The following is a 16,180-nucleotide window of genomic DNA, read 5'->3' on the forward strand; positions in this document are numbered from 1 at the left end:
TCCCGGGCTCTCTGAGCCCGGGCCTCATTGAAGCAACGAGAGCAGCGCCTTGTCGGAACTGAAGCTGTAGCTGTCTCCCGGGCTCTCCGAGCCCGCCACGAGGTTGCCGGTGATCACTGCTCCCGAGGGGCTTGCTGTCCCGGCCGACCAGGGCACCCGGAATGTGACGTCGTAGCCGCCAGCATTCCGACTGCCGCTCACCGCATACAAGACAGGTAAGGACCTCGTGCCAGATGCCGAACGACGCGCGGGGGGATCCATTCGATCCGGCACGCGGATCGATGCGCAAGGCGCCAGTCGTATCGCCGGCCATCGGCCCCCCTAGGTCGACGATGCTGTTGCCGCTTTCCTGCTTGCCGTTATCGGGATCGCTCAACGTCTTGCAACTGGGCGAGGTTTGCAGCCGGCCGGATTGCGCAACCGTCGATGGTGTTGGCTGTTGCGTTCGACGTGCTGAACGCGGTGGCACTGCCGAATCGACGGGCGATGAGCGGCGACGTCACCGGCCGCTCCGCGACGGGATGGTCCGTGCGCCCAGGGCGGGCGTTACTACGCTTGCCGGCACAGCGACAGGACCCCGAGCCGACCAAAGTCTCGTCACCGCCGGATGACGGCGCATCTGGATCGGGATGGTTTTCCGGCAACCCGATTATCGGCTTTCGGTAGGCCGGCTGCACCCACTACAATACGGAAGTACCGCGTCTCCATCACCGCAAACTGGCCACAGGTCATGGTACTCCCATCCGATCGGCGCCCTATCAGAGTCGGGGCCCTTTATTCCCAGACCGGCCCTACCGCCTATGTCGAGCGAACCCAGCTCAATGCGACCCTGTTGGCAATCGACGAAATCAACCGGGCCGGAGGCGTCGCGGGCGCCGAGGTCGCGGCGATCACCTATGATGCCCGCTGCGACCCCGAGACATTCCGCGCGCTCGCGGAACGGATGATCGAGGAGGATGGGGTCGCCCTGATCATCGGCTGCTACATGAGCCATACGCGGCAGGCCGTCGTACCGGTCGTCGAGCGGTGCAACGCGGTGCTGGCCTACGCTGCGCCGTATGAAGGGTTCGAATACTCGCCGAACGTCATCTATGGCGGGGCCGTTCCCAACCAGCATAGCCTGGTGCTGGCGCGCCATCTGACGGCCGCCGGCGCGAGGCGGTTCTATCTTGTCGGCACGCGCTATGCGTTCCCGATCGAGGCCAACCGCGTGATGATGAGCCTGGTGGCCGAGCGGGGCGGCCAGACGCTGGCGGAGCGCTACGTGGCGCTGCAGGCGACCCGGCCTGACCTCGCCGCGATCGTCGAAGACATCAAGGCCAAGCGGCCGGACGTCGTGTTCTGCACGGTGGTCGGCGAAGCGGCGGCGGCGTTCTTCCGTCTGTGCCGTGAAGCCGGCGTCGGGACGGAGACCGTCTTCGCGAGCCTGACGATTACGGAGGCGGAGGTCGACCTGATCGGCGCCGATCTCCTCGACGGGCAACTCACGGCGGCAACCTACTTCGAATCCTTGCAAACTGCCGCAAACCGGCATTTCGTGCATAGCTACCGGGCGCGCTACGGCGAACGGACGCATGTCAACGCCATGGCCGAGACCGCCTACAGCCTGACGCACATGACCCTGGCGGCGGCGGGTGCGTGCGGTAGCTTCAACGCGCGATTGCTGCGCGCCGAACTGGCCAACCAGACGTTCCAGGCGCCGGGGGGTCTGATCAGGCTCGATCCGGACAACAGCCACTTCTACCTCTGGCCGCGCATCGCCCGGGTCCGTACCGATGGCCATTTCGAGATACTCGAACAATCCGCCGCGCCGGTGAAACCGGACCCTTATTTGATCCAGCACAGTCTCGCCGACTGGGATCGGCCGCCGTCGGCGGCTGACCCGGATGGTCGCGGGTCGCAACGTGCTTAGGGCGCTGCGCGACATCCGTTCGTTCCGGGTGGTGGTATTGCATCCCGCCGATGCCGAGTCCGACGAACTTGTCGCCCAGATACGCCGCATCGGCTGCCGGGTGGAGCTCATCTGGCCGCCGCGTGACGGCATCCCGGACAGCACCGATATCGCCTTCTTGCTGTTTCGCCAGGATGCGCTGACCGATGCGATCCTGCGCTCGTTGGAGGATAGGCCGCTGGCGGTGACCTTGATCGCAATCGTCGAGGCGGAAAGTCCGACAGTCATCGAGGCCGTCGTGCGTAGCGGCGCGAGTGCTGTCATTACAAAGCCGATTCGGGCGTTTGGACTGTTGACAAGCATGGTCCTCGCCCATAAGTTCTCAACAGGAAAGCTTATTTCCGCTGAGAAGATGTCTCGGTTGCAGACGCGCCTCTCGGGTGCTCGCGTGCTCGAGCAGGCGAAGGCAATCGTAATGTCGCAGCGGGGAGTGACTGAGCCGGAGGCGTACGCGTTGATACGTGAACGCGCGATGGCAAACCGTTCGAGCATCGAGGCGATCTGCGCCTCGATCGTGAGTACGGGCGACGTGCCGGGCCGCTAAGTCGCCTATCGCTTTACGTACATGTTGACCCGTGGCGCCGCCGTGCGCGCCGCCAGCGGGTGTGGCTACGGAAGCCACCTCCAGCAAAGCGCTGGTGGTGGCTTTTTGTCGTCTGCCGTCGTCCCTCCTGGCGGCGGGAGTGGTGCTGCGTCGACCGAAGACCCACGGGGACCGAATATGGCTTCAGACGGAATTGCCGACACCGCGGTGCGCGTCGCGTGCGACGTCGGCGGCACGTTCACTGATATATGCATCCTCAACGAACGATCCGGTCGCATGCACGTGGCCAAGGTGCCGACCACGGCTGATCCTATCGAGGGCGTGCTCGCCGGGATCACCGCTGGCGGCGTTGCTCTGAAGGACATGATCCTCTTCTCCCACGGCACGACGCTCGCGACGAACGCGCTGATCACCCGGCGCTTCCCGCCTGCCGTGATGATCACCACGAGCGGCTTTCGCGACGTGATCGAGATCCGGCGCGGCAATCGCGACGATCTGTGGGACACCTACAAGGAGATGGCGAAGCCGTATATCCGGCGGCGCGACCGGTTGGTGGTCGAGGAGCGGGTGGACTACGCCGGCACGGTCGTCGTCCCGCTCGACGAAGCGGGCGCCCGCGAGGTAGCGACCATCATCAAAAGGCGCGGTGTGAAGACGGTCGCCATCTGCTTCGCCAATGCGTACATGAACCCGGCGAACGAGCGGAGGATGCGCGATATCCTCGCTGACATCGTGCCGGATGCCGTTGCCTCGCTCTCCAGCGACATCATGCCTGAGATCTTCGAGCATGAGCGCTTCTCCACAACCGTCGCCAACGCCGTCCTCGCGCCCGTCGTCGGGTCCTATGCCCGCCGGCTGGAAAGCAGGATGCATGACGGCGGCTATCAGGAGGACGTCCTGCTGCTGCATTCCGGCGGCGGCGTGATGACGACCCGCATGGCGGAGCAGTTCGCCGCCCGGCTTGCAGCCTCCGGCATCGCCGCAGGCGCCATCGCCAGCCGCTTCGTGGCGGAGGCGGCCGGGTTCACCAACTCCATCGGCCTAGATATGGGGGGCACCTCCACGGACGTGTCGCTGTGCGACCACGGCACGTTGCGCGTCACGAAGGAATGGTTCGTCGAATACGGCTATCCGATCTGCTTCCCGTCCATCGAGGTGCTGACGATCGGTGCAGGCGGCGGCTCGCTTGCCTGGATCGATGCGGCAAACTCGCTGCGCAACGGGCCACAATCGGCGGGGTCGAGCCCCGGGCCGGCCTGTTACGGGCGGGGCGGCACCAGCGCCACCAACTGCGATGCCAACGTGGTGCTCGGCCGGCTCAGCGACCGGTTGGCCGGGGGCAAGGTGTCGCTCGATCGCGCGCTGGCCACGCGGGCGCTCGAAAGCGGCGTCGCCGGGCCGTTGGGCATGTCCGTGGAGGATGCCGCCCTGGCGGTGCTGAAGGTCGCGAATGCCAACATGGCGGACGCGGTGCGGCTGCTGTCCATCCGCCGGGGTTACGACCCGCGCGACTTCGCGCTGGTCGCGTTCGGCGGCGCCGGACCGCTGCATGGCGCCGCGCTGGCGCGGGACCTGTCAATCCCCGTGGTGCTGGTGCCCCCCAACCCGGGCGTGACCTCCGCCCTCGGCTGCCTCCTCGTCGACATCCAGCACGATGTGACGAAGATGTATCTGTCGAACGTAGCCGATGTGTCGATCGACTACCTCGAGGAGAGTTTCCGCGAGCTGGAGATCGAGGGGCGCGAACGTTTGCGCAACGAGGGCGTTTCCGACGATCGCATGGTCTTCCAGCGCAAGATCGACATGCGCTACCTCGGCCAGTGGCGGGCGCTCTCGACCACGGTCGCCTCGCCGGTTACGTCGCTGGATGAGGCCGTCGCCGCCTTCCACGCTGAACACGGGCGCGAGCACAACTACTCGCGGCCGGATGCTCCGGTGGAAATCTACCGGCTGAGTGTCATCGCGACCGGCCTGACGACGAAGGCCGCCTTTGCCGAATTCGAGCTGATCGAGGAAGCGGCGGTGCCCGACGCCACGCGCAGCGTCCGTTTCGACGAGCTGCCGCAGGCGATCGAAACCCCCGTCTATGACCGCGACCGGCTGAAGGCGGGCATGAAGGTGGTCGGTCCGGCAATGATCGACCAGCTCGACTCGACGATCCTCGTGCCGCCCGGCGTGACGGCCGAAGTGGACCGCTCGTTGACGATCGTCATGCGCATCCCGCTCGCCTGAACCATCGCGTCCACGCACATCAAGGGCTCCCGTCATGGCATCAGACGACACCAACCTGGACCCCGTCACGTTCGAGGTCCTCAAGAACGCCTACGTCAACATCGTTGATCAGATGGCGGAGCAGATCTTTCGTACTTGCTACTCCTTTGTCATCTATTCGCGCGACTTCTCCTCGGCGCTGTGCGATGCCCAGGGTGACACCATCATGCAGGGTAGCGGCGACATCGCCGCCCATGTCGGCACGCTGCACTATACCTGCAAGGCGGTGATCGACCACTTCAGGGGAGACGTCCATCCTGGCGACGTGTTCGTGATTAACGACGTCTATCTGGGTGGCACGCACTTTAACGACACCCGGATCGTGCGCCCGATTTTCTACCGGGACGAGCTGCTGGGTTTCGCGCAGGCCAACGGTCACTGGGCGGATGTCGGCGGCGCGGTGCCCGGATCGTTCAACGTGAATGCGATCGACCACATGGGGGAGGGTCTGCGAATCACCCCGACCCGCGTGTGGAGCAAGGGCGTCTGCCTGGAGGATGTCTGCCGCCTCATCGCGTCCAACACCCGCGCGCCGGCGGACATCATCGGCGACATGCAGGCGCAGGCGGAGGCGACGCGTGTCGCAGAGCAGGAAATCTGCCGGCTGGTCGAGAAATACGGTCTGCCGACCATCAAGCGGTCCTTTGGCGCGGTGCAGGACTATGTCGAGGTGCTGACGCGCCAGCGCATCGCGGCCCTGCCGGACGGCGTATGGGAGACGGAAGACTATATCGACGTCGATCCCGGCAGCGGCGAGGGGCTGGTGCCGATCCGGGTGCAGATGACGATACGGGGCGATACGGTCCACTACGACCTGTCCAGGTCTCACCCGAAGACGATCTCCAGCTTCCTCAATGCCTGCTTCGGCGGATCCTTCGCGGCGGTGGTAGCTGGGACGAAGATGCAGTTCCCGGAAATCCCGCTCAATTCCGGCTTTTACCGCGTCGTGACGATGGATCTCGGCCCGGAAGGCTCGGTCGTAAACGCTACCTGGCCGACGCCGGTCGCGGGGTTCTGTTCGGGGCCGTTCGAGAAGATCATGAACTCCATCTTTGAGCTTTGGGCGGAGATCATGCCGGAGCGGGCGATGGCCTGCACGTTCAACCTCGATTACCTGTTGATCGGCGGACGGGACGGCCGACAGAGCGGTCACAAGTATTTCATGTGGTACGACTGGATGGTTGGCGGCTGGGGCGCGCGTAACGGCCGCGACGGCTGGGCGGCAACAGGTCCGGTGTTCGGCGTGCAGCTTGGCACGCAGCCGTTCGAGGGGCAGGAACGGCTGGCGCCAGTGCTGACGAGGCAGAACGAGTTGCGCGTCGACTCAGGCGGGCCCGGCGAGTTCCGCGGCGGCATGGGCGTGGAGAAGGGTGTGGTCATGACCCAGATTGACCGCACCGTCGTCTCCTACTGCTGCGACCGCGAGCGGTCGGTGACCTGGGGCCTGTGGGGCGGGCTGCCGTCCATCCCGCATGGCGTGTGGGTCAATCCTGGCCAGCCGAACGAACGTTATCTCGGTTCTCTGTTCTCCAATGTCGGACTCGAGACCGGCGACCTCGTCACGCGGCCGTCCGCCGGTGGCGGCGGGCTGGGTGATCCACTGGAACGCGACGCCGCGCTCGTCTGCGAGGACGTTATCGACGGCTACGTGTCGATCGAGCGCGCCGCGAAGGACTATGGTGTCGTCGTCAAGGAGATCGATGCCGATCTCGCGCAATACGAAGTCGACCACCAGGCGACGCTGGCGCAGCGGACCTACATCCGTGCCAACCGGCTCGCGTGGCTTGCGCAGGATGCCGAGGTGATCGCGGCGAAGTACCGCGCCGGCGAACTCGACATGCTGGACCTGATCCGCACCCATGGCGTGATCGTGCACTGGGGATCGGGCGAATTGCTGGCGAATACCACCCGCCAGTTCCGGGCGATGCTGATGCGGCGGACGGTCCCCTACTGGGGCAAGAGCGTCGCCGCCGTCGGCAAGGATGCATCCGTGACGCTGCAGACCGCCTGATCGGCGCCTCGTCTGGCCCCGTCCAGGACGGTGGCCCGTCCAACATAAGGTAATCGCCATGGCAATTTCTCGTCGACACCTCGTGCAGACGGCCGCGCTGGCCGGAACCTTGTCGTTGCCCTGGTTAAGGCGCGCGGCGGCCGCCGAGCCGATCAAGGTGGGGAGCCTGCTCGACCTCACCGGCCCGCTCGGTTCCTCGGGCCAGCCGATGAACTACGCCATCCAGCTCGCGATTGCCGACATCAACGCCAAGGGCGGGCTGCTGGGCCGCCCGCTGCAGCTGATCAGCCGTGATCCGCAATCCAACATCCAGATGTATTCGCAGTTCGCGCAGCAGATGGCGTTGCAGGACAAGGTGGCCGTGGTACACGCGGGCATCACGTCTGCTTCCCGCGAGGCGATCCGGCCGGTATTTGACCGATATAAGACGCTGTATTTCTACAATACGCTGTATGAGGGCGGCGTCTGCGACCGCGACTGCTTTTGTACCGGCACCACGCCGGCACAGACGGTCGAAAAGCTGGTCCCTTACGCCACCAAGACCTTCGGCAAGAAGGCTTATATCATCGCGGCTGACTACAACTACGGCCAGATAACCGCCAAGTGGATGAAGAAATACACGGTCGACGGCGGCGGATCGATCGTCGGCGTCGAGTTTTTCCCGCTCGACGTGACCAATTTCGCCGCGACCATCACGAAGATACAGGAAGCGCGCCCGGACGTGGTGATGTCTGCGCTGGTCGGCGGCAACCACGTCGCCTTTTACCGTCAATGGGCGGCGGCCGGCATGAAGTCCCGCATTCCCATCATCTCCACCACGTTCGGTCTGTTCAACGAGCTGGCGACGCTGAGCAAGGAAGAGACCGAGGGCATCGTGACCGCCTATGGCTATTACCAGGAGCTCACGACCCCGGCGAGCAAGTCCTTTGTCAAGGCCATGCGCGACAGGTTTCCGGGCAATTACTACATCGGCGAACTGGCGGCGGCGACCTACGAGGGGGTGTTTCTTTGGGCCGCCGGCGTCGAGAAGGCGGGCTCCGTCGATCGCATGAAGACCATCGAGGGCCTGGAGACCGGCGTCACCTTTGCCGGCCCGTCCGGCGAGACGAAGATTGACCACGCGACGCATCACGTCATCCGCAACGCCTATCTGGCGAAGGCGGTGAACGGCAAATGGGATGTCATCGGCACCTATCCCAATCAGGCGCCGGCCGATACTGCAGCCGTTTGCAACCTGATCAAGTATCCGAAGACCGACAAGATGTTCGTGATCGACGTGAAGACCTGAGCCTCGTCCGGGCCTGGCCGGCCGCGCTTGGCCGCCGGGTCCGTCGCGCGCGTACGCCTGTATCGATTGCACCTGTCCGGGGGGACACTGCCGTGAGCGACTACGAGACGTTTGAGCTGGGTGACGTCGTGCTGCAGAAGGGCGCGACGCTGCGCAACGCTAAGTTGGCATACAAGACGTTCGGCACGCTGAACGCGGACAAGAGCAACGTGATCGTGCTGCTGACCTACATGGCATCGACCCATTACGACAATCAGTGGGTGATCCGCGAAGGCAGCGCGCTCGACCCAAGCAAATATTTCATCATCATTCCGAATATCTTCGGCAACGGCCTTTCCTCCTCGCCCAGTAACACGCCCCCGCCTTACAACAAGGCGCGCTTTCCGCTCGTTACCTACTACGACAACATCAAGTGCCAGCATCGGCTCCTGACGGAGCGGTTCGGTATCGAGCGGATCCGTCTCGTCACCGGCTGGTCGATGGCCGCGGCGCAGACCTTTCACTGGGGCGCGCTGTTCCCCGACATGGTACAAGCGATCTGCCCCACTGCCGGGTCGGCACGCACCGCGCCGCATAATTACGTGATGCTGGAAGGGGTGAAAGCCGCACTGACGGCGGACGATGCCTTCAAGGATGGTTGGTACGACGTGCAGCCGGCGAAGGGGCTACGGGCCATGGGGCGCGTCTATGCCGGCTGGGGGTTCTCGCAGGACTTCTATCGCCAGAAGGAATACCTGAACCTTGGTTTCTCGTCCCTTGAGGATTTCATCGTCGCGTTCTGGGAACAGTGGTTCAACCTGCGCGATGCCAACAACATGGTCGTTATGATCCGCACCTGGCAGGCCGGCGACATCAGCGACAACGAGCTGTATCACGGCGACTTCGTCCGCGCGCTGGGCGCGATCAAGGCGCGGGCGATCGTCATGCCTGGCAACTGCGACCTGTATTTCCCGCCGGAGGACAGCGCGTTCGAAGTCGCGCACATGCCAAATGCCGAACTGCGACCGTTCATCAGCAATCACGGCCACTTCGCTGGCGGATCGGGGCTGCGTGAGGCGGACGTAAGGTTTCTCGACGATGCGTGGCGGGAACTGCTGGCCGACTGAGGTCGCGCGGTACGGGCAGGTCGGGGAGGTCGCACCATGGGCACGACGGTGAAAGCGATGAGGCGTAACGCGCTTGAGGACCGCCACCGGGCGCTCGGCTGCGACCTGGACCCCGCCCACATGTGGAACGACATGGTTGTGCCGCAGGTCTATGCGACGGACCCGCAGGACGAGACCGTCGCCGTACGCACCGCGGCCGGCCTGTTCGACGTGACCATGCTGAAAATCGTCGATGTCGCCGGCCCTGGTGCGGCTGACCTTCTCGACGGCCTTGTGACCTCCGACGTCGCGCGGCTGCCGCCCGGGCAGTCGCTTATCACGACCATCGTCGACGACGTGGGAGGAATCATAGACGATATCCTGATCTACCGCGACGCGCCTGACCGCTTTCGTATCTCGCACGGCAGCGGCGCTACCGAGGAGGCGTTGGCCGAGCACGCGCCCCGCCACGACGTGCGCTGGGCCCGTGACGAGGATGTGCATGTCCTGTCGCTGCAGGGCCCGCTGTCGCTGGCGCTTGTCGCGCCGCACGCTGGCATCGACCTCGCGGCGCTGCCCTATTTCGGCCACGCCCGCACGCGCCTGTTCGGAAAGAACGTCACACTCGGCCGCGGCGGCTATGCCGGCGAGCGTGGCTACGAGGTGTTCTGCGCCGCCGCCGACGCACCTTTCGTCTGGGATCGCATCCTGCACGCCGGCCAGGGGTTGGGCGTGAAGCCCGCGTCGTGGGGCTGCCTCGACATCGTGCGCGTGGAGTCGGCCCTGCTGTTCTTTCCCTTCGACATGCCGCATCCCGACACGACGCCGTGGGAGACCTGCCAGCACTGGGCGGTCGACCTCGATAAACCCGCCTTCCGCGGCAGACAGGCGCTGGTCGCGCGGCGCGGCGCGGAGCGCACGGTCAATGCCGGCCTGGAAATCAACTACCACGATGTCGTGACACCGGGGGCGGTGCTGTCGCGCGACGGTGCGGCGGTCGGGATTGTCAACAGCGTAACCTGGAGCCGGTATCTGATGAAAAGCCTCGCCTTGTGCGCGGTGCATCCGGATCACGCGGCCATCGGCACGGCGCTTGTGGTGCTGGACGGCGGCGCCCGGCATGATGCGCGCATCGTTCGCACCCCGTTCTATGACCCGATGCGCCTGCGCACGCATCCGCGCGCCGGCTAGGCCGCCGGTGTCCGCGATCAAAAGCCGGCCAGCGTATCGGCCGCTCGCGCTCGACCCTTCGGGCGCGCGTCACCTGCTGCTGACGGACCGGCCTGGACTGCCGCAGGACGCAGTCTCAGGCGCGACGGCGCTGGAGGCCACCGGCGCCGAGGTTTGGACCATCGCCGCGGACAGCCGGGTGCTCGCCGGACCGGCCGTCCGCGCAGCGGGCGACGCGCTGCGGGTGCGACGTGCCTTCCGCTCGCGCGTGCTGATGCTGGAGCGACTGGCGCATCGGTTGGCCGCCGAGCGGATGGGCCTGCGGCTGTACGCTGTCGGCACCGAGGACTTCCTGTGGGACGTGCGCAATCTGGCCGCGGCCCATGGCATGGGGGCAGAGGAAGTCCATCTGACGCATCATGGCAGCCGGCGCCGCCGCGTCATCTGCGTGCACTGCCGTACCGTGGCCAACGGCGTGACGACGACGATTGTCACCTGTGGCGGGTGCGGCGCGCGGCTTTTCGTGCGGGACCATTTCTCCCGCCTTCTGGGCGGCTTCCAGGGCGTGCAGGTCGACGCCGAAACGCCCGGCGAGGTTCCCGCCGCCGAGATTGCCTATCCGTGACACGGGCCGAGGACATCCCGCTGCGCGTCGTTGCGGTCGAGACGCTCAACGACACGTTGCTTCGGTTCACGCTGGCGCGCGCCGACGGCGGCGAGTTGCCGACCGGCGCGGCGGGCGCGCACATCATGCTTGCGGTGCAGGACGGGCACCGGACGCACCGCAACGCCTATTCGCTGACCGGCCATCCTGACGACCGCCGGTGCTACAGGATCATCGTCCGCCGGGTGGCGGAAAGCCGCGGTGGCTCGGCGTATCTCCACGCCCATGTCCGCGTGGGCGACGTGCTGCACGCGGGATGGCCGGTCAACCTGTTTCCGCTCGCCTCGTTGGCACGCCGGCATCTGCTGGTCGCCCGCGGCATCGGCCTGACGCCGATGCTGTCTTTCGCCGCCGTGCTATCGGCGCGGGGGGCACCGTTCGAGCTGCACCAGATGTGCCGCGCGGCGGACGAAGCCGCCTTTCACGCCCTGCTTGCCCCCTATGTCGACGCGGGCATCGCCCAGGTGCATGTCGATCCCGCGCCGGCGTTCGACCTGCCCGCGCTACTCGCGCGCCAGCCCCTCGGCACGCATCTCTACATGTGCGGTCCCCGCCGGATGATGGACGATGTGACTGCCTGCGCCCGCGCGCTGGGCTGGCCACGCCACAGCCCGCATCAGGAGAGCTTCGGCGACCATTCTGGCGGCGCGCCCTTCGTGGTGCGGACCGCGCGCACGGGCCTGACGCTGCCCGTCGCCGCCGACCAGACCATCCTTGAGGCGCTTGAGGACGCTGGTCTCAGCCCTGCCTGTCTCTGTCGCGGCGGCGTGTGCGGCGAATGCCGCACCACCGTACTCGAGGGCGTGCCGGATCACCGCGACGACGTGCTGGACGCAAGTGAACGCATCGGCAACCGCGACATGATGATCTGCGTCTCGCGCGCGCGGACGCCCGAGCTTCTGATCGACCTGTGAGGCAGTCAGCGATGGCCGGAGAGACGGGACCATGACCATCGCGGGCGGTGCGGACGACACGTTTCGCGGTAAGTTCAGCTTCCGCAACAGCGACGCGGCGATCATCCGCTTTCCGTTCCCGTTCCACGAGGACCGCTACATGTACGCGGTCAACCTAGAACCGCACACGCACGCCGGCCCGACTGACGCCTTCGTCCGGGATTTCGACGTCGACGAGCACTACGTGGCGGAATGCCGCGAACGCGCCCTGGTGCTGGAGCAGGACCCGAGCCGCTGCCGCGTGCTGGCCCACATGATGGATGCCGAGTGGGACACGCTCGAGCTGCTGATGGAAAGCCTTGCCCGCGACTATCCGGCGCTGTTCGCGCTAGACAAGGATGGCGCGCGCTGGCGTTGGCGGAACCGGCCGCTCGGCATCGACGCGACCTTCACTTTCGGCGATCCGTCGACGCTGCCACAGCCGCCGTTTGAATACATCACTCGGCAGGTCCAGGGCGACTTCACGCTGCAGGACCAGCGCGACGACAACATCTATATCGACGGCGGGATGGTGACCACGCAAGCCGACTGGTCTCTGGACTTCGACCTCGGCATGGCGTTCCACGAATGGCACGGACCAGTACCGGTGGCGCACGATCTCGGCGTGTTCGACCGCGCGCTGAAATACCTGCTGCGGCTGCAGTACGGCCGGCCGGTGCGCCGCCTGAACTGGACGATGACCGTCAATCCCCGCCTCGATACCAGCCCGGAGAATTACCCGATCTGGGGGCCGGACCGCGCGACCGTGACGGCGGGAAATGTCGGCGAGCGCCTGCATCTCCGGGTCGAACTACAGACCCTGTTCAGACTGCCCCGCTCCAACGGCATCCTATTTGGCATCCGCTGCTATCTGATCAGCTTGAACGAGATCCTGCGCGTTCCGAAATGGCGGCGCCGTCTGCATCGGGTACTGCGCGACCTGCACCCCGAACTGGTCACCTACAAGGGGCTGAGCCGATACTTGCCGACCGCGGTTGCGTTCCTCGCCGCCCATGACGACGGCGCCCTAACGGGGCCGGGTATCCAGCCCGACCAGGCCGCGCCGGACCCGCTCTGAGCCAGCTCTCATACCACGTTCTCGAGTTCTCGATCGTGGCACTATCCGGCCGGGCGCGGCGGGGCCAGCGCTGCCGCCCCCAGGAAACGCGGCCATTAATGAATTGGGACCTCCGCCCTCCGCTGGGTGGCATGACCATCGGGCCGATAGCGCTTGGCGGGCCGATGCACGGCGACCTCTTCCTGTCAGTTATCGACTGGACGCAAGCGCCGGCACTGCCGCCGGGCGGTGCTGTGATCACCGATAGCCAACAGGTCGCCGCTGGAATGAGGGTGGAAATGTGGGTAGCTTGCGGCCGCCGACCGAAAAGCCTTGGATTATCAATATCGTAAACAGCATGGTTGGCGGAGAGGGTGGGATTCGAACCCACGGTACGCTTGCACGCACAACGGTTTTCGAGACCGCCCCGATCGGCCACTCCGGCACCTCTCCCGCGGGGCGGGGTTATAGGCAGGTGGGCGGGCGGGGGCAACCGGTGGGCGGATTGACTTCGGCGGGCGGGGCGGGATATGTCCCGCGCCTCGGCGGCCGGCGGTCTCGGCCGCCCTTTTGTCGTCCGGGCGGCGGTCCCCACCGTCTCCCGGCCCAGGATCGCAGGACGTCGTCATGTTCGCTGTCATACGCACGGGCGGTAAGCAGTACCGTGTGAGCCCCAACGCCGTGCTGAAGGTCGAGAAGCTGCCGGTCGAGGCCGGGGGCACCGTGACGTTCACCGACGTCCTTGCCATCGGGCACGCGGGCGGGCTGATGGTCGGCGCGCCCACGGTCGCCGGCGCCACGGTCACCGCGACAGTCATCGCCCAGGACCGGCTCGACAAGGTCATCATCTTCAAGAAGCGCCGCCGGCAGAACAGCCGCCGCAAGAACGGCCATCGCCAGCACGTCACCGTGCTGCGCATCGCCGGCATCTCCGGCGCCGGCATCACGGCTGACGAGTCCACCGGCGCCGACGCCCCCACCGCCCCGGCGCCCGCGGCCGAACCGGCCGCCTGAGCCACAGGAGCCTCGCACATGGCACACAAGAAAGCCGGCGGTTCGTCGCGCAACGGCCGCGACACGGAAGGCCGGCGCCTCGGCGTCAAGAAGTCGGGCGGCCAGGCGGTCATCGCCGGCAACATCATCATCCGCCAGCGCGGCACCCGCTGGAAGCCGGGCCAGAATGTCGGCCTCGGGCGCGATCACACGATCTTCGCCCTGATCGACGGGCGGGTCGCGTTCCAGCGCAAGTCCGAGGGCCGGGTCCACGTCTCCGTCGTCCCCGCGAACGACGCGACGGAGAGCGTGCCGGCCGCCGCCGAATAACGGCGGTCCGGCCACGCGCGTCACGCTGAAGGCCGGCACGTCGCCGGCCTTTTTGCTTTCGGGCTGAACCCGCATGAAGTTTCTCGATCAGGCCAAGATCTATCTCCGCTCCGGCGACGGCGGGAACGGCGTGGTCGGGTTCCGGCGCGAGAAGTTCATCGAGTTCGGCGGCCCGGACGGCGGCGACGGCGGGCGCGGCGGGGACGTCGTGTTCGAGGCGGTGGCCAACCTGAACACGCTGATCGACTTCCGCTACACGCAGCATTTCCGCGCCCGCAAGGGCGGCAACGGCGCGGGCGCCAACCGCACCGGCGCGGGGGCGGAGACGCTGCTGATCCGCGTCCCCGTCGGCACGCAGATCCTGGCCGACGACCAGGAGACGCTGCTCGCCGATCTCGACCGGCCGGGCAAGCAGGCGCTGATCTGCCGCGGCGGCGACGGCGGCCGCGGCAACGCGCATTACAAGACGAGCACCAACCGCGCGCCGCGTCGCGCCGATCCGGGCTGGCCGGGCGAGGAACGCTGGGTCTGGCTGAGGCTGAAGCTGATCGCCGATGCCGGGCTGGTCGGACTGCCGAATGCCGGCAAATCGACCCTGCTCGCCGCCGCATCGGCCGCGCGGCCGAAGATCGCGGACTATCCGTTCACCACGCTGCACCCACAGCTCGGCGTCGTGCGGCTGTCGGCGGCGGAGGAGTTCGTGCTGGCCGACATCCCCGGCCTGATCGAGGGCGCGCACGAGGGCGCGGGGCTGGGCGACCGGTTCCTGGGTCATGTCGAGCGCTGCGCGGTGCTGCTGCATCTGGTGGACGGCGCGGCGGGCAACGTCGTCGATGCGTGGCGGACGGTGCGGGGCGAGCTGGAGTCGTACGGCGCGGGCCTCGCGGACAAGCCGGAGATCATCGGGCTGAACAAGGCGGACGCGATGACCCCGCGCGAGGCATCGGCCCGGCGCGCGGCGCTGGCGCGGGCGTCGGGCGCGCCGGTGTTCCTGCTGTCGGGAGCGACCGGCGCGGGCGTGAAGGAGGTGCTGCGCGCGTTGCAGGACCGCATCACCGCGACGCGCCGCGATGCGGCCGCGTGACGCCCGGGCCACGATGAGCGACTCCGCCGAACACACGCCGCGCCTGGCCGCCGGGCGGCGGATCGTCGTCAAGATCGGCAGCGCGCTGGTGGTCGATGCGACCGAGGCGGCGCCGCGCGAGGCGTGGCTCGCCTCCGTCGCCGCCGACATCGCGTGGCTGCGCGCAAGCGGGGCGGAGGTGATCGTCGTCTCCTCCGGCGCCATCGCGCTCGCCCGCCGCGCGCTCGGCCTGACGCAGGCGCGGCTGCGGCTGGAGGAGAAGCAGGCAGCGGCGGCGGTCGGGCAGATACGCCTCGCACAGGCATGGTCGGCGGCGCTGTCGGCGCAGGCGATCACCGCGGCGCAGCTGCTGCTGACGCTCGACGATACCGAGGACCGGCGCCGCTACCTCAACGCCCGCGCGACGATCGCGACCCTGCTCGGCCTCGGCGCCGTGCCGGTGATCAACGAGAACGACAGCGTGGCGACGCTGGAGATCCGTTTCGGCGACAACGACCGGCTCGCGGCCCGGGTGGCGGAGATGGTGCAGGCCGATCAGCTCGTGCTGCTGTCCGACATCGACGGGCTGTACACGGCCGATCCGCGGCGCGATCCGGCGGCGCGGCATCTGCCGGTCGTCGCGGCGATCACGCCGGAGATCGAGGCGATGGGCGGCGAGCCGCCGCCCGGCTATTCGTCGGGCGGGATGCGGACGAAGCTGGTGGCCGCGCGCATCGCGACGCAGGCGGGTTGCGCCATGGCGATCGCGCGCGGCGGCGTGGCACACCCGCTGCGCGCCCTGGCCGAGGGCGCGCGCTGCA

The 16,180-nt window shown here is 67.0% G+C and carries 13 protein-coding genes, 1 tRNA gene and 1 pseudogene; 14 read left to right on the forward strand and 1 reads right to left on the reverse strand.

The features are described from left to right. Positions 1 to 607: 607 nt before the first annotated feature. The 10 genes from B8460_RS01685 (at position 608) to B8460_RS01730 (ending at position 12,994) form a co-directional block, all read left to right on the forward strand. Positions 608 to 1,912 (forward strand): transporter substrate-binding domain-containing protein, encoded by a 1,305-nt coding sequence (locus B8460_RS01685; RefSeq protein WP_084623116.1) that lies wholly within the window; start codon positions 608 to 610, stop codon positions 1,910 to 1,912. Further along, positions 1,887 to 2,495 carry an ANTAR domain-containing response regulator gene (locus B8460_RS01690; protein ID WP_048859839.1) on the forward strand — a complete coding sequence of 203 codons (609 nt, stop codon included), beginning with the start codon at positions 1,887 to 1,889 and terminating at the stop codon, positions 2,493 to 2,495. The genes B8460_RS01685 and B8460_RS01690 overlap by 26 nt, the downstream gene beginning before the upstream one ends. A 42-nt stretch (positions 2,496 to 2,537) precedes the next feature. Further along, positions 2,538 to 4,727: a hydantoinase/oxoprolinase family protein gene (locus tag B8460_RS01695; RefSeq protein WP_199445505.1), complete on the forward strand. Its 2,190-nt coding sequence runs from the start codon at positions 2,538 to 2,540 to the stop codon at positions 4,725 to 4,727. Between the two features lie 34 nt (positions 4,728 to 4,761). Continuing rightward, positions 4,762 to 6,777 carry a hydantoinase B/oxoprolinase family protein gene (locus tag B8460_RS01700; protein ID WP_048859841.1) on the forward strand — a complete coding sequence of 672 codons (2,016 nt, stop codon included), beginning with the start codon at positions 4,762 to 4,764 and terminating at the stop codon, positions 6,775 to 6,777. A gap of 82 nt (positions 6,778 to 6,859) precedes the next feature. Then, the gene (locus B8460_RS01705; protein WP_241771066.1) at positions 6,860 to 8,065 is read left to right on the forward strand and encodes an urea ABC transporter substrate-binding protein; all 1,206 of its coding nucleotides are present in this window, start codon (positions 6,860 to 6,862) and stop codon (positions 8,063 to 8,065) included. 92 nt (positions 8,066 to 8,157) lie between these two features. Then, positions 8,158 to 9,171, forward strand: a complete 1,014-nt coding sequence (locus B8460_RS01710) for an alpha/beta fold hydrolase (protein ID WP_048859843.1) — start codon at positions 8,158 to 8,160, stop codon at positions 9,169 to 9,171. A gap of 57 nt (positions 9,172 to 9,228) precedes the next feature. Continuing rightward, entirely contained in the window at positions 9,229 to 10,341 is a 1,113-nt protein-coding gene (locus tag B8460_RS01715; RefSeq protein WP_199445506.1) for an aminomethyltransferase family protein, read from the forward strand. A gap of 7 nt (positions 10,342 to 10,348) precedes the next feature. Then, positions 10,349 to 10,945 carry a dimethylamine monooxygenase subunit DmmA family protein gene (locus B8460_RS01720; protein WP_241771067.1) on the forward strand — a complete coding sequence of 199 codons (597 nt, stop codon included), beginning with the start codon at positions 10,349 to 10,351 and terminating at the stop codon, positions 10,943 to 10,945. After that, on the forward strand, positions 10,942 to 11,898 hold the full coding sequence (locus tag B8460_RS01725; protein ID WP_048859846.1) for a PDR/VanB family oxidoreductase: 957 nt from the start codon (positions 10,942 to 10,944) through the stop codon (positions 11,896 to 11,898). Before B8460_RS01720 ends, B8460_RS01725 begins: the two co-directional genes overlap by 4 nt. 31 nt (positions 11,899 to 11,929) lie before the next feature. Then, positions 11,930 to 12,994 carry a heme-dependent oxidative N-demethylase family protein gene (locus B8460_RS01730; RefSeq protein WP_048859847.1) on the forward strand — a complete coding sequence of 355 codons (1,065 nt, stop codon included), beginning with the start codon at positions 11,930 to 11,932 and terminating at the stop codon, positions 12,992 to 12,994. A gap of 342 nt (positions 12,995 to 13,336) precedes the next feature. Here the strand turns inward: B8460_RS01730 and B8460_RS01735 are convergent. Next, a tRNA-Ser gene (locus tag B8460_RS01735) sits at positions 13,337 to 13,426 on the reverse strand. Between the two features lie 174 nt (positions 13,427 to 13,600). Here B8460_RS01735 and rplU point away from each other — a divergent pair. From rplU to proB, 4 genes and pseudogenes are all read left to right on the forward strand, one after another. Further along, positions 13,601 to 13,912 (forward strand): annotated as a pseudogene (rplU, locus tag B8460_RS01740) (50S ribosomal protein L21); the annotation flags it as partial. 93 nt (positions 13,913 to 14,005) lie between these two features. Further along, complete coding sequence (gene rpmA, locus B8460_RS01745; protein WP_048859848.1) at positions 14,006 to 14,296, forward strand: 50S ribosomal protein L27; 291 nt, start codon at positions 14,006 to 14,008, stop codon at positions 14,294 to 14,296. A 73-nt stretch (positions 14,297 to 14,369) separates the two neighbouring features. Beyond that, on the forward strand, positions 14,370 to 15,380 hold the full coding sequence (obgE, locus tag B8460_RS01750; protein WP_048859849.1) for a GTPase ObgE: 1,011 nt from the start codon (positions 14,370 to 14,372) through the stop codon (positions 15,378 to 15,380). A gap of 13 nt (positions 15,381 to 15,393) precedes the next feature. Then, on the forward strand, positions 15,394 to 16,180 hold a 787-nt coding region (proB, locus tag B8460_RS01755), incomplete at its 3' end, for a glutamate 5-kinase (protein WP_048859851.1).

This window comes from Acidisphaera rubrifaciens HS-AP3, from assembly GCF_000964365.1.
GTDB lineage: Bacteria > Pseudomonadota > Alphaproteobacteria > Acetobacterales > Acetobacteraceae > Acidisphaera > Acidisphaera rubrifaciens.